Below are 14,583 nucleotides of genomic sequence, written 5' to 3'. Positions count from 1 at the left end.
CGCCCTCCGTCGGATCAGACCGCGAGAGGCTCCAGGTCGCGGTGGACCCGCCGCTCGTCGCGCGCGTAACGGGCCAGGCTGTGGTCCTCCCCGAGCAGCCGGGTCAGCTCGGACACCGCCTCCGCCCGCAGTCGGGCCGCCTCCTCCTTGCGGCCCATCGAGTCCAGGCTGATCGCCATGTTCGAGCTGCTCGCCAGGGTCTCCGGATGGTGCGCCCCGAGCGCCTCGCGCAGCCGCATCACCGCCAGCCGCTCCAGCTCCAGGGCGCCCTCCGGATCGCCCAGATCGGCCCGGGTGTTGGCCAGGTTGAGATGGGCGAAGACGGTGTGCGGGTGGTTGTCGCCGAGTACGTCCCGCATGCCCCGTATCGTCTGGCGCAGCATCGTCTCCGCCGTCTCCGCCGCACCCGTGCCCCAGTGGAAGACGGCCAGGTTGTTCACCGCCGCCAGGGTGTACGGATGCCGCTCGCCCGGCACCTTCATGTACTCGTCCACCACCTCCTGCGCCAGGTCCCGCGCCCCGCCCGGGTCCCCGGTCGCGAACAGGTCCGAGGCCAGGTTGAGCTCGCAGGACAGCAGGTCGGGATTGACGGAGGTGTACTTGGCCCGGTAGCGGGCCCGGGTGGCGGTGGTCAACCGGAGGGCGTCCTCCAGCTGACCGGCCCGGCGCAGCGACACCGCCAGGTTCTTCGCGGCCGACAGGGTGCCGGGGAAGGCCCGCCCCAGCGTCCGCTTGTAGGTCTCGTACGTCCGGCTGAGCAACTGCACCGAGTCCTCGTACCGGCCCACCTCACGCAGGTCGCGGGCCAGGTTCTGCGCGGAGGACAGGGTGTACGGGTGCTCCGGCCCGAGCACCTCCGTGCGCAGGTCGTGCACCTCCTGGTCGATCTCGCGGGCCCTGGTGTACTGACCCACGAGCCGCAGGTTCAGCGCCAGGTTGTTCGCGGCGGCCAGGGTGCGCGGGTGCGCCTCGTGGAAGATCTGGCTGAAGCCCTCGTGCGCGTCGGTCGCCAGCTCCATCGCCTGCCCGTACTGGCCCAGCGCGCCCAGGGTGTTGGCCAGACCGCTCATGGTCATGTAGGTGTGCGGGTGCGAGGGACCGAGCACGGCGCGCTGCCGCTCCAGCGTGACCTCGTCCAGCTCCTTCGCCTCCACGAACCGCCCCTGCGAGCGCAGGATGTTCGACAGGTGGAAGCGCAGGTACAGGTACTGGAGGTCGTCGTTGCCCAGCATCTCCTTCCAGGACTCCCGCAGCTCCTCGCCGAGCGAGTACGCGGCCTTGAAGTCCCCGCGCTTCCAGAGGTAGCGCACCCGGTCGATCAGCAGTCGGCGCGTCTCCGGCTCCTTGCAGAACCGGGCCTCGGACGGGGTCAGGTGCGACCAGATGGTGTTGAACCGCGGCCACGTCTCCGGGTTGTCGATCGGCTCGTCGTCGTCCGGCCGGGCGCCGGCCAGGATCCGGTGGACCGCGTGCCGCGCATCCCGCTGCTCCTCCTCGGTCAGCTGGTTGCGTATCACCGCCTGCACCAGCCGGTGCACCTGGATGCTGTTGCTGACCTGGTCGACCTTGGCCAGCGCGAACCGGCCGATCTCCCGGATCACCCGGCCCAGCACCAGCTTCTCCTGCAGCGAGGAGTCGTAGGGCTTGAGGGCGTCGATCATCTCCTTGCTGTACAGCAGGTTCGCGGAGATCGGCTCGGGCGCCAGGAACGCACAGAGCTGGAGCAGCCGGACCGCGGCCGGCGAGCGGGACTGCAGCCGCTCGATGGAGATGTTCCAGGTGGCGGCCACCGGCTCCGGGTAACCGGGCGGCTGGTTCAGGGCCAGCACACGGGCGGCCTGCTGGGCCAGCTGCTCGATGTACGCGGACACCGGGGTCGCCGTCTCCGCGATCCAGGCACCCGCCTGCTCGACGGCCAGCGGCAGGTCGCCCACCGCCACCGCGACCTGCTCGGCGTCGTCCTTGCTGAGCCCGGGAGCCCGGCGCTGGAGGTGCTCGATGGACTCCTCGCGCAGGAACACGTCCACCGGCAGCGCGTCACCGTACTGCGACCAGGACTGGTTGCGGGAGGTCACCAGGACATGGCCCGGACCGCCCGGCGGGAAGAACCGCTTGAGCGTCTCCGGATCGTCCGCGTTGTCGAAGACGAGCAGCCAGCGGGAGGAGGGAACCCCGCGCCGCAGCAGGTCGATCGCCTCCTGGGAGGCGGCCGCCATGTCCTCGCCGGTCTGCGCGCCCAGCCGGACCGCCAGCTCCGCGAGGGCCGCGACCACGTCGTCGGTCTGCTCCGAGGAGATCCACCACACCAGGTCGTAGTCGGCCATGAACCGGTGCACGTACTCCAGCGCCACCTGGGTCTTGCCGACACCACCGAGCCCGAAAAGGGTCTGCGGCTGCGGCAGCACCACGGCCATGCCCCCGCCGAGCTGGTCGCGCATCCGCTCCAGCACGATGCTGCGCCCGGTGAATCCGGGGTTGCGGGGCGGTGCGTTCCAGATCTTCGGGACGGTCCCCGGGAAGCGGGGGCCTGGCTGGGACGCGCTGTTGACGCTGTCGGGCAGGGCCATGGGACGCTCCACCGCACGCAGCAGGGCGGTGGTGGCGTGCACCTCGTCGAGCCGGAAGAGGTCCACCGGGTTGCGGTCGATGTACGGAGTGGACAGCCGTACGTCCCCCACCCTCAGCGGCACCAGCTGCCGCCGGCCCCCGGTGGGGTCCTCGGCGGCCGCGCGCTCCCACACGTCCACGGCCCGAGCGGACTTGAGGTAGGCCGTGGAGAGCAGCACCACGGTCCGGGCGGCGGTGTCGATGCTGATGCCCGCGCCCCCGAGGGTGTCACCGGCGGTCGCTTCCGGGGCCCGCTCGGCCGAGACGTCCTTGGGCACGACCCGGAAACCGGCCCGGGTGAGCACCGACTCGATCCAGTCGGCCCACATCCGGTTCTCGGCGACGTAGGACAGGAACAGGTCGGCGGGCAGCGCCGGGCGGCGCCGGGTGAAGGCGTCCCTGATGCGCAGCCGGACCTCCTCGCCGATGACCGGCATCGAGGTGATCCGGCCCTCGGTGACCACGGCGGTGAGCCGCTCGAAGGCGGAGAGCAGGGAGTTGGTGAGCCCGGCCTCGTCGCCGAAGGTGGCCAGGGTCTCCTCGTAGGCGTAGTAGGGGCGGTACGGGATCTCCACCGCGCCCCAGTAGGAGGTGAGCTCGTCCCCGACCAGGCCGTTCGGGAAGCGGTCGAACTTGATCCGGGCCAGCGCCCGGCCGGCGTCGGCCTTCTCCTTCTCGCCCTCGTCGATGCGCATCGGGACCGGGTAGATCTTGATGCCGCGGTCGTTGAACCGCTCGTCGATCTGCCGGGCGACGGATGCGGCGCCGTCGATGGACTGGTCGGACAGGGTGAAGCAGTCGACGAGGATGTCCGGGAGGTGGACCGTGCAGATGTCCGCGATGTCGGACAGGCCGGTGCGGCTGTCGATCAGGACGTAGTCGTAGTTCCGCTTCATGTCGGCGCGTAACGCGTCGAAGAAGAGCCCGCCGCCGAGCCGGTCGTAGAAGTTGTCCCAGTCGAAGGTGGAGACGGTCGCCGAGTACTCGCGGTTCTGCCGGCCCGCGGAGACGAAGTCCAGGGTGCCGCCGTCCGGGAACTCCCAGCCGTGGGTCTCCGGGGTGAGGGAGACGGCGTGCGGCTGTATCCGCGCGTAGTCCTTGTGCCAGTCGTCGGGCCGCTGCACCGGGCTGGTCGCCGCCCACGCGTATTCGCTGATCAGGTCGATGACCCCGGTGGTGGCCCCGAGCGTGGAGGGGTCCAGGAAGGGGTGGAAGAAGCGGTGCAGGCCGGGTGCCTCCAGGTCCCAGTCGACGGCGAGGACCCGCTTGCCGTTGGCGGCCAGGATCCAGGCCGTGTTGGCCAGTGCCATGGTGCGGCCCGTGCCGCCCTTGTACGAATAGAAGGTGACGATGCGTCCGTCACGGCTGTCGCTGTCGCTGTCACTGCTCGCTGTCATCCGCGTCCCCCCGGTCGGTGTCGTTGTCGTCGTTGTCGTGGAGGCCGGCCCCCGCCGGCCCGGTCCGGTGCCGGTCGGAGTCGGGCGGGAAGGGGACACGGGGCGATGACGGCCCGGGTGGCCCGTTCATCCCCATCGGACCGAGCAGCCGGGGCCGTTCGATGGAGGTGTCGCCCTTCGGCGGATACGGCTGGGCGTGTCTGAGGAACTGCTGAGCGGCGGCCTCGACCACCTGCGGCAGGATCTGGCCGAGGGTCTCCACGTTGGCCACGCCGTTGGCGGCGGCCCGGCAGGCGGCCCGGCCCTGGCTCATCGTCTTCGGCATGGTGGCCTCCAGCCGGTCGGCCAGCTCGCTCTCCTTCGTCCGGCTCTGGTGGTCGTACCGGTTCCACGGCACGACCACGTTGATCCACGGCCGGGGGTCCCGGTCGAAGGCGGCCAGCCGCTGGCGCCGGTCCTCGTCCTCCACCGCCCAGCGGTCGACGATCAGGATCTCCGGCCGGGTCGGCAGCTGCTTGCCGTCGAGGTGTCCGGCCTCGTCGTCGAAGGAGGACATGCTGGTCTGGTAGTTGAGGTTCTTGACCAGGTCCTCGGCGACGTAGGCGATGGGCCGCTGGGCGACCGGGTGGTACGGGTTCCACTCCAGCGCGGTGTCCCCGTAGTACTCGGGGGTGCGGCCCTCGGGCAGTTCGTGCCGGGAGGCGGCGGCCACGGTGACGTGCAGGGTGCGGGCGGGGCTGCCGCTGGAGCCGAAGGCGCTGGGCACGTTCCGGTAGTCCAGCGGGCGAATGGGTTCCAGGTGGGCGGTCTCGGCGACCTGGACGATGCGGCGGGCGAGTTCGTACACCGCCTGCTCGTACTGCTCGGCGTAACCGCGCAGCTTGATCAGCCCGTACAGGCCGTCGGTGACGTAGCGCTCCCCGAACGTGTTGTGGTTGAACTGCAACCGCTCGGCAGGACCCGGGAGTTGCTCCGGCGGTACCGGCACCCATAACGCGGGCACGATGGCCTCGGCCGGTGTGTTGCGGACCGCGCCGTGCTGGACGGCGCGCTGCGCGAAGGCGAACCACTCCTTCCCGCACATCTCGCTCGCGAAGTACCGCGGCGAGAACAGGGGAACGAAGACACGGCAGTTGGCCAGTGCCCGGGCGAGCCGTTCGGACCAGCCCTCGCCGCTGCGTATCTCCCGGTCCATGAACCCGACGTCGTACCCGGCACGCAGGTCCGTCAGCGCCATGACGTGTCCGCAGAGGTCACGGAAAAGGCGCTCGACCCACATGTCCGGGTCGGGGCCCCCGGCCCCGAACCTCGGTGTATGTGCGTAACTGAGAAAAAAGTACGGCTCCCCTGTTGCGGGCACACGACCCCCGTCCCGAAGATGCGAGCGAAGAAACATCATTCCGGAGCTGCTTCGCCACATCCCCTCATCGTTCAGTCAATCAGCGTCTGTTTTCGGTCATCCAGTCAAGCGCGTGATCGACGGCCTCCGGAAGGGAGAAGAGCATGGTCGACGCGCCTCCCACCCGCCCCCTGCGCACCCGGGAATCCGGGAACGCGTCACCGATCTCCGCGAAATCGCTGTCATCCAGCGCGACGTCCTCGTATGCGGTCCACTCCCCCTCCTGCCGGTGCCTTTGCAGCCCCGGAAGGTTCACCTTCACCACACACTCGTACATGCGCAAGGGGGGCTTCGGAATTCGGTACTCCGCGAGATGGAACGCGGTGCAGACCGAAAACCCCACATTGATCATGAGTACCTGCCCGCCCTCCCAGCACAGTTTCCCCAGGGGAGACTCCTCCCCCAGATGACTCTCGATTCGGTGCCCGGAACAGATCCGTTCCGCGTCCGCCCCGAGGGCGGCGAAGGAGGTCTGCGGGTGGGCGCTGCGCGCCGCGCCCGGCGCGGTGCGGACGGCCTCGGCCAGGGATCCCATGCCCTGGCTCGGGGTGCTCGCCGGGTCGAAGGGGGGCATCCGCTCCCGGAAGGCCCGCACCCCGGCCTCGTCCAGGCCGCCGATCCGCTCCAGATGCGCGGTGGAGGTCGTGGAGTTCGCCGGGGTGAACGCGGGAACGACCAGTGTGCCGCGCGGGCCGAGGACGCCCGTCAGGGCGTCGCGCAGCAGCTCCGCGCGCAGCCCGGTCCCGCCCAGGGCGGCGTGCACCAGGAGCCGCATGCCGGGGCGGACCCCGAGCAGGCGTAACCTCACGGCCAGCTGGAGCCGTCCGGTGCCGGGGGAGGAGGCGGGGGCGTCGGGGGAGGCTCCCGGGGAGGGGGCGGCATTCACGCGTCGACCGTCTTCAGTTCGTAGCGCAGCTCCGCGACCAGCCGCTTGCCGGTGACGGTCAGCTCGGCCGCCTCCGACAGCCGGTCCAGGGCCTGGTGGATCCGGTCCGAGCCACCCGGCTCGGACGCCGCCGTGGCCCGCCGGTACGCCTCCACCGCCACCCGCTCGTGCACGTCGGCCAGCAGCCGGGACACCGGGACCGGCCGCTCCCGCCACGGCGAGCGGTGCTGCCACTGGCCGTCCAGCGCGTACAGATCGGCCACCTCGGTCAGCGCCCGCAGCCGGGTCCGCCGCCGGCCGGTCAGCAGCGCGAGCGCGGTCTCCCGCACCCCTGCCTCGTACGGCACCCCGAGCGCCCCCGGCCCGTGCCGGCCGGCCTCGCCCCAGCCGCCCGCCCGCGGGCCGCCCGCGAGCGGGGTCAGCGTGGTCAGCCCGGAGGCCGCCGCCCGGGCGAACTCCGGCACCACCTCGTGCAGCAGCGCCCACGCCCGGTCCAGCCGGCCCCGCCACTCCTCGGCCTCGCCCGTACCGAGGCGCAGCCTGGGCGGGCGGGCGAAGCAGTTGCGGTACGGGTCGAGGTCCTCCAGGGCCACCGGGGCCGCGTCCGGACCGGGCGACCAGGTGCGTACGGGCTGCCAGCGGGCGTCCCCGGCCGCGGGGCCGAAGCGGTGCTCCGCGCGGCCGTCCCGTACGGCGTACCCCTCGTCGGTGACGTGCAGCGCGGCCCGGCCCTCCGTGCCGGGCTCCCCGAGCCGCAGCAGGCCCAGCGTCGGCAGGTACACCTCGCCGTCCCGGTAGGCCACTTCGGCCGGCAGCTCCAGTCCACCGCGCAGCACGGCCGCGGCGGCCAGGGCGGTCAGCCTGCGCGCCGCCTCCTCGGCGTCCGGCGTGCCGGCGCGGGCGGCGTCCAGGGCCGCCAGTACCCAGGTCCGGGTGAAGGGGTGGTCCAGTACAGCGGCCAGCGCGTCCGCGCCGGCCTCCCCGGCCCGCTCCACGGCGGCCAGCAGCTCCCAGGCGTGCGCCCAGTCCGGGTCGCCGGCGAGGTCCGCGTGCAGCCGGGCCAGCAGGATCCGGGTCAGTTCCTGCTGGGACCTGGTGAGTTCGGCCGGGTCGGACAGCTCCGGCGCGGTCTCCCGCGGTGCCGTGCGGCCCTCCACCCCGTCCACGAGTTCGCGGAGGTCGGTGCAGTACACGGAGGGGTTGTCGAAGCCGTTCCGCTCGCGGTAGCGGTGCGTATAGAGCCCGCCGCCGCACGAGCGTACGACGGGGCACCGGCGGCACGAGTCGCTGACGCCCGCGAGGCCCAGCTGCCGGGCACGGACCCCGGGATGGGCCGCGACCTGGTCAAACGCGTGGTCGAAGACGTTGAACCCGGTGGTGGCGGCCCCCTCGAAGGCGCTCTTGAGGGAGTCCACCTGCTCAAGGGTCCCGTCGGTCTCGACGACGACGAGGTCGGTGGGCGCGAGGCCGAGCGACTCGGTGAGGCTGGGCCCGCCGCGCAGGGTGGAGAGCAGGGATTCGAAGAGCCGTACGGGTACCGGGCGCCCCAGCCGCTCCCAGTGGTCGAAGACCCGCAGCAGCCAGCGCGCGTACGCGTCGGGGGCGCCGTCGGGGCGGGCCGGGGGAGTCTCCCAGGTGGCGTGCGGGAGGAGGAAGTCCACGCGCGGGGGCTCCAGTTCGACCAGCGCGTCCAGGACGGCGACAGGGTCGTTGGCCACGTCCACGGTGCAGAGCAGGCCCTGGTACAGGTGGCGGTAGGGCTCCGAGCGCAGGAGCGCGACGGCGGCGAGGACCAGCGGGTGGCTCGTACGGCCGTCGGCGAACCGGCGGTGGCGGTCGTTGGCGGCGCGGTCCCCGTCGAGGGAGATGCCGACCCGGACGCCGAACTCGTCGAAGAGGTCGAGGTAACGACTGCTGAGCTGGAGCCCGTTGGTGTGGATGCGCAGGTCGAGGGCGGCGATCCCGCTGAGCGCGCGGCCGAACTCCTCGCACACGAGGCGGAGCCGGGCCGTCCCCGCCAACAGGGGTTCCCCTCCATGGAGGATCACCGTGACGGAGGGGAGTGCATGGTCACGGGCATGTTCGGCGAGCCGCGACGCGGTATGCGAAATAACCTCGGGGGAGATCACTTTCGGCCGGGCTCGCCAGCTCTGATCTGCATGTTCGTAGACATAGCAATGATCACAAGCAAGATCGCATCTGCTGTGAACTTTCAGGACGATCTCGCGAAATGCGATCAGGCCGGTCATTCCACCAGTCTAGAGCGCATACTTCGGTGTCAGAGCGCGGAGTTGAAGATCGGTGCCTGAACCGGACGGGCAGATTCGGCCGGCAGCACGCGACCGAGCGTCGTCGCCGCGGACGCGGAGTGGACGTCGATCTTGGTGAGCGGGACCCGGTGGGCCTTGACCGAGCTGGTCGCGGGGGTCGTTGAAGTGTTCACGGCACCGTCCTTGGGGAAGCCATGTGGAATGGGCATGTGAATGACAAGAGCGTGATGCTGTTGTCAAGCGTGGACTTTACTCGGCCACACCCCATTCGCAACACGAGACATGACGCCTGGTCATGACTTCCCTGCAAAGCGTGGGGATATCCCGAGGTGGCCGAATCAGGCGTTTCCCGCAAAGAAAGATCCTTTTCATCGCCGGGGGCCGGCCGACGGCCGCGTCGGCCCGGACCTACGCCGGCCGCCGCGCTCTGACCTGGGGCGATGCGGGGGTGTGCACCGGCGGCGGAGGTAGAGGGCCGCCCGACGCGGCGCCACCCCCGCCGAACAGCGGACAGGGGGCGGTGGTCACCGCGGTGGGGCGGGGGAGGTGCGGCGCAAGGCCCCCTAGGCGGGCTGCTGTTCGTTGAGGTCCGGCGCCGGGAGGTCGCGCAGCAGCCAGTTCAGTACGTCGGGCAGCGCGCGCAGGGCGGCGAAGTGCGCGGCGGCCGGGACGATGTTGGTGGTGGCCCCCGGGATGCGGCGGGCCAGCCAACGGGAGTGGCCCACGGGGGAGAAGACGTCGAGCTCCCCGTGCCAGATGAGCACCGGGCAGCGGATGTCGGCCGGGTCGAAGCCCCAGGGGCGGCTGAAGGCGAGGACGTCGTCGATCCATCCGTACGCCGAATGGCGCAGCCCCTCGCGGTAGTTCCGCAGGAGCATCGACCGCAGGCCGGCGTCCGAGACGATCATGCGGTCGTTGTCGGTCAGCTCCCGGCGCAGCTCGTCGAGCAGTCGTCCGGGGTCCTTGCGGATGCCGGCGGCGCGCGGGATCAGACGGGCCGCCAGTTCCTCGGGGTCGTCGGTGGCGGTGGTGTACTCCCGTACGTTCGACGCGGCCATCCCGGCGAACCAGTCCAGGTCCTCCGCGTCCCGGGGGGCGAGGCCGACCATGGCCGCGGTCCGGGTGACCCGGTCGGGGAGGAGGGCGGCGCAGGCCAGTGCGCCGGCGGCGCCGCCGGAGCGGCCGGCGACCGCGAAGGTGTCGAGGCCGAGGGCGTCGGCGATGGCGGCCACGTCCTGGGCCACATCGGCGACGGTGCGGCCCACATGGCGGTCGGAGCCGCCGTAGCCGGGTCTGTCGTAGGCGATGAGCTGCATTCGGCGTTGGTAGAGGACCATGCCCCGGGGGGCCGGGCCGAGGCGGCTACCGGGCATGCCGTGCAGCAGAAAGACGGGTTTGCCGTCCGGATCGCCCCAGCGCTCCACGGTCAGAGCGCGCCCGTCCGCTGTGCGCACCTGATTGCGCACGCGCTCCCTCCTTCACGATCGATGCGAGTCGTCACCGCGATTGTGCTCGCTGGGGGAGGAGTGCGGTAGGGCGCACTTCGAGCGGAATTCTGGTGAAGGTTTTCACAAACCCGGAACTGCTGGTTGTCTTCCGCATATGCCCTGGTCAAGAGGGCGCACCAGGGGCGTGAATGGGTGTGAACGGACCCTTGGACTGCTCTGAATGACCCTATTCGGCGCGGAGGACTCCGCTTTTTGGCGTCGAATTGCCGCATCGGACGCCGGGTTGCGTACGAAAGGGAAGGACTTTCCGCCGCCTCACGTGCGCGGGATGAGCAGGGCCGCCGCCGAGCGGGCCTGTTCCAGGGCCCGGGCCCGGTCCGCGCCGCGCTGGCCGAGGACGACCCGGGTGCTCAGGCCGTCCAGCAGCGCGAGCAGCTCCGAGGCCCGCGCGGGCACGTCCAGGAGTGCGAAGCGGCCCTGTTCCACGCCCTTGGCCAGCAGCGTCTCCAGATCGCGCTGCCAGCTGTCGTCGATCTCCTCCTGGGCGGCCTTCAGTGGCTGGTTGGAGGCGGTACGGGCCCACAGCTCGATCCACAGCGTCCAGCGCGGGTCGCGGGGGCCCTCGGGGAGGTAGAGCTCCAGGAACTGGTCCAGCTTGCGCGCCGCCGTCACCCTGCGCCCCAGCAGCGCCCGGCGCTCCCCGGTGAGCTGCTCCTCGCTCCAGCGCAGGGCCTCCAGCAGGAGCCGGTCCTTGCTGCCGAAGTAGTACAGGATGTGGCCGCCGCTGGTGCCGAGCCGCTCGGCCAGCGCGGACATGGTGAGTGCGGCCAGTCCGTCCTCGGCGATGGCCGTCATGGCCTCTTCCAGCATCCGCTCCTGGGCGATCTGCCCGTCGCGCCGCCGTGCTGCTCCCGCCACCGCTCCCGCTCCCGCCCTCCGGATCTTCGTGGGCCGACCCTATCCCGGACAGGGTCTTGACGGGGTCGCAGTCCAGCCCTCATCTTGAATGCCATTCAAGAAGTTAGAACGCCATTCAAGATCGTTCAGAGTCAGGGGTCGCCATGGGGCAGCAGGAGACAGTCGACGTCGACGAGGTGTTCCGGGTCGAAACGCACGGCATCGACCCCATTCCCGACGCCGAACGCCACGGCAGCGCCAAGGACCTCTTCTGGCTCTGGTTCGGCTCCAACCTCACCTTCACCTACGTGATCAACGGCGCCCTCGCCGTCGCCTTCGGGCTCTCCTTCTGGCAGGCCACCGCCGTGGTCGTGATCGGCGGGCTGTCCTTCTTCGCCATCAGCGCCGCCGGACTCAGCGGCATCCGCACCGGCACCGCCACCCTCGTGATCTCCCGCGCCGCCTTCGGCGTACGCGGCAACTTCCCGGCCGGCGTCCTCAACTGGGTGGTGAGCATCGGCTACACCATCGTCAACACCGTGGTGGGCACCCTCGCACTGGAGGTCTTCTTCGCCGAGATCGGCTGGCAGAGCGGCACCGCCGGCCGCGCCGTCGCCCTCCTGGTCACCCTCGCACTGACCTTCGCCGTCGCCATGTGGGGCCACGCCACCGTGCAGTTCGCCGAGCGCTGGATGGCCTACGTCCTCGCCGCCGGCTTCGGAGTCCTGCTCCTCTTCGTCCTGCCCGGCACCGACACCGCCGCCGCCCCGGCCGGCGCCGCACCCGGACTCTCCGGCTGGAGCCTGGCCTTCGTCGTCATGCTCGCCGGCCCCTTCTCGTACCTGCCGATGCCCGCCGACTACACCCGCTACCTGCCCCGGACCACCTCGCTGAAGTCGATCACCTGGATGGGCGCCCTCGGCGGCTTCCTCTCCTCCGTGGCCCTCGGCGTCGCGGGCGTCGCCGCCGCCACCCAGACCGACATGACCGACGCGGTCGCCGGCGCCGAGAGCCTGCTCCCCGGCTGGTTCCAGCCGCTCTTCCTGGCCCTCGTACTCGGCGGCTCGGTCACCAACTCGATCATCACGCTCTACTCCTCCAGCCTGAACCTCCAGGTCCTCGGCATCCCCTGGAGCCGAGCCCGGGCCATCGTCATCAGCGCCGCCGTCACCGCCCTCGGCTCGCTCGCCGCGCTGTTCCTCACCGACTTCACCACCTCCCTGCTCTCCTTCCTCTCCCTGCTGATCATCGTGTTCGCCCCCTGGGGCGGGGTCTTCCTCGCAGACATGCTGCTGCGCCGCTGCCACTACGACGCCGACGCACTGCACACCGGGAGCGCGGGCGCCTACTGGTACCGCTCCGGCTACCACCCCGCAGGCATCACCGCCCTGCTCGCCGGCATGACCTTCGCCGCCCTGACCTGCGACTCCGAGCTGTGGACCGGGCCGCTGGTCGCCCCGCTCGGCGGCGCCGACCTCACCCTGCTCGGCTCGGTCGTCTCCGGACTCACCTACGGGGCCCTCACCCGCCGCCGGGTCGCGGCGTACGCCCCGGCCGCCTGAACGACACCGCACAACCAATGGAGCACCCCCACATGGCACGCCACCCCTTCCCCGCCGACCTGCTGCTCACCGGAGCCCGGATCCACACGGTCGATCCCGACCTGCCCGCGGCCGAGGCACTCGCCGTCCACGACGGCCTGATCGTCTGGGTCGGCCCGGACGACGAGGCCGCCGCCTGGGCCGGCCCGGACACCGAGCGGATCGACGCGGGCGGCAAGCTGGTCCTGCCCGGCTTCATCGACGCCCACAACCACGTCCGGCTCGGCTCCGACGCGGACTGCGTCCAGCTCGCCGGCGTGCGCACGCTGGAGGGCATCCACGAGCGGATCCTGGCCTGGCGGCAGGCCAACCCGGACGCCGGGTGGATCGAGGCCGAGGCCTTCGACTACTCCGCGATCCCCGAGGGGCGGATGCCGTGCGCCGCCGACCTGGACCCGGTCACCGGGGACACCCCGGCGATCGTGCTCTCGTACGACGTGCACACGGCCTGGCTGAACACGGCGGCCATGCAGCGGCTCGGGGTCTCCCGGGACCGCACCGACCTCCCCTTCGGCACGGCCGCGGTGGACCCGGAGACCGGCGAACCCACCGGATTCGTCAAGGACTTCGCCATCAAGGGCCTCTCCCGCGACGGCCACCGGGCCCTGCGCGAGCTGGGCGTGCCGTGGGCCTCGCCGGACCGGCAGTACGGGCGGCTCGTCAAGAGCCTCGACGACGCCATCGGCTTCGGCATCACCACGGTGGTCGAGCCGCAGAACTCCCTCGACGACCTCGAACTCTTCGAACGGGCCCGCTCCGAGGGGCGGTTGCGCTCACGGATCGTCGCGGCGCTGTTCCACCCGCGCGGCACCGCAGACGCCGACCTGGACGAATTCGCCGACACGGCACGGAGGTTCGCCGGGGACCGGCTGCGTGTCGGCCCGCTCAAGCTCTACATCGACGACGTGGTGGAACCGCGTACCGCCGCGCTCCTGGAGCCGTACACCGGCTGTGGCGCACACCGCGGCGAGACCTTCTACCCCGCGGAGGAATTCGCGGAGCTGCTGGCGAAGCTGGACGCGCGGGGCTTCCAGTGCTTCGTGCACGCGACCGGCGACCGCGGCATCCGGACCGTCCTGGACGCGGTGGAGCACGCGCGGGCGCTGAACGGCCCGCGCGACGCCCGCCACCAGGTGGTCCACGTGGAGTGCCTGGACCCGGCGGACGTACCGCGCTTCGCCCAGCTCGGCGTGATCGCGTGCATGCAGCCCCGGCACTGCGCCCCGGAGATCGCGGGACCCGGCCAGGACTGGGCGGAGAACGTGGGCGAGGACCGCTGGCACAAGGCCTGGCCGATGCGGAGCCTGCACGAGGCGGGTGCGGTGCTGGCGTTCTCCAGCGACTGGAACGTGGCCGAGATGGACCCGATGGTCGGCATCTACACGGCTGTGACGCGCCGCCCGCTGTCCGGCGACGGCCCGGCCTGGCAGCCGGCCGAGACGGTGGACGTGGAGACGGCCGTGTACGGCTACACGATGGGCTCGGCGCACGCCAACTTCCTGGAGCGGGAACGCGGTTCGCTGACGGTGGGCAAGGCGGCGGACTTCGTGATCCTCTCCCGGGACATCCTCGCCGTCCCGGCGGACCGGATCCCGGGCACGGTCGCCGAGACGGTCGTGGTGGCGGGCGAGGTGGTCCACACGGCGTAGCCCCTGCGGTGCCCCTGCGGGGTTGCTCGGCGGTGTACGGCCCGGCGCCCCGGCGCGGGGTGCCCTGCGGGCGGCTCGGGGTGTGGGTCGGCGCCCCGCACGAGGGTCTCCTCGGCGCGTCCCCTGCGGTGCCCCTGCGGGGTGCTTGGCGGTGTACGGGTGTGGGTCGGGGCCCCGCACGAGGGTCTCCTCGGCTCGGCGCGCGCGGCGGCGTCATGGCCGTACGGGGCGGTCGCGCCTCGTCCTGCGGGGACCCTCCTGCGTGTCCCCGCCCCACGGCCGGCTTCGACCGTGCCGGGCATCCCGTTACATGCCTCGGGACGGCTCCCGGCGGCTTGGACGGCGGAGGGGAGTGGGGACGTGCCGGGGTGTCCCCGCAGGACGAGGCGCGACCACCGCACACAGCCGAGACATGCCCGCGCGCGCCGA

The 14,583-nt window shown here is 71.6% G+C and carries 9 protein-coding genes; 2 read left to right on the top strand and 7 right to left on the bottom strand.

Translation table 11 applies throughout. The annotated features are described in order from the left end of the window. Positions 1 to 14: 14 nt before the first annotated feature. The 7 genes from fxsT to IE257_RS34115 form a co-directional block, all read right to left on the bottom strand. Positions 15 to 4,004, bottom strand: coding sequence for an FxSxx-COOH system tetratricopeptide repeat protein (gene fxsT / locus IE257_RS34145; RefSeq protein WP_189973717.1), 3,990 nt, complete (start codon positions 4,002 to 4,004; stop codon positions 15 to 17). Next, positions 3,988 to 5,400, bottom strand: a complete 1,413-nt coding sequence (locus tag IE257_RS34140; protein ID WP_189973771.1) for a TIR-like protein FxsC — start codon at positions 5,398 to 5,400, stop codon at positions 3,988 to 3,990. The genes fxsT and IE257_RS34140 overlap by 17 nt, the downstream gene beginning before the upstream one ends. Before the next feature lie 43 nt (positions 5,401 to 5,443). Continuing rightward, the gene (locus IE257_RS34135; RefSeq protein WP_189973770.1) at positions 5,444 to 6,178 is read right to left on the bottom strand and encodes an AAC(3) family N-acetyltransferase; all 735 of its coding nucleotides are present in this window, start codon (positions 6,176 to 6,178) and stop codon (positions 5,444 to 5,446) included. Between the two features lie 107 nt (positions 6,179 to 6,285). Further along, a complete protein-coding gene (gene fxsBH, locus IE257_RS34130) occupies positions 6,286 to 8,538 on the bottom strand; it encodes a radical SAM/SPASM protein FxsBH, inactivated beta-hydroxylase extension form (RefSeq protein ID WP_189973716.1) in 2,253 nt (750 codons plus the stop codon). A gap of 29 nt (positions 8,539 to 8,567) precedes the next feature. Then, complete coding sequence (gene fxsA, locus IE257_RS34125) at positions 8,568 to 8,732, bottom strand: FxSxx-COOH cyclophane-containing RiPP peptide (RefSeq protein ID WP_209468431.1); 165 nt, start codon at positions 8,730 to 8,732, stop codon at positions 8,568 to 8,570. A 390-nt stretch (positions 8,733 to 9,122) separates the two neighbouring features. Further along, positions 9,123 to 10,025, bottom strand: a complete 903-nt coding sequence (locus IE257_RS34120; protein ID WP_189973715.1) for an alpha/beta fold hydrolase — start codon at positions 10,023 to 10,025, stop codon at positions 9,123 to 9,125. A 297-nt stretch (positions 10,026 to 10,322) separates the two neighbouring features. Beyond that, positions 10,323 to 10,925 carry a TetR/AcrR family transcriptional regulator gene (locus IE257_RS34115; RefSeq protein WP_189973714.1) on the bottom strand — a complete coding sequence of 201 codons (603 nt, stop codon included), beginning with the start codon at positions 10,923 to 10,925 and terminating at the stop codon, positions 10,323 to 10,325. 143 nt (positions 10,926 to 11,068) lie between these two features. On the opposite strand from IE257_RS34115, the gene IE257_RS34110 reads away from it, so the two are divergent. Both IE257_RS34110 and IE257_RS34105 read left to right on the top strand, forming a co-directional pair. Further along, entirely contained in the window at positions 11,069 to 12,466 is a 1,398-nt protein-coding gene (locus IE257_RS34110; protein ID WP_189973713.1) for a purine-cytosine permease family protein, read from the top strand. A 32-nt stretch (positions 12,467 to 12,498) separates the two neighbouring features. After that, positions 12,499 to 14,154, top strand: coding sequence for an amidohydrolase (locus IE257_RS34105; RefSeq protein WP_189973712.1), 1,656 nt, complete (start codon positions 12,499 to 12,501; stop codon positions 14,152 to 14,154). The last annotated feature ends 429 nt before the right edge of the window (positions 14,155 to 14,583 follow it).

Source organism: Streptomyces avidinii (assembly GCF_014650695.1).
GTDB classification, from domain to species: domain Bacteria; phylum Actinomycetota; class Actinomycetes; order Streptomycetales; family Streptomycetaceae; genus Streptomyces; species Streptomyces avidinii.
This window is presented reverse-complemented; position numbering and strand designations above follow the sequence as displayed.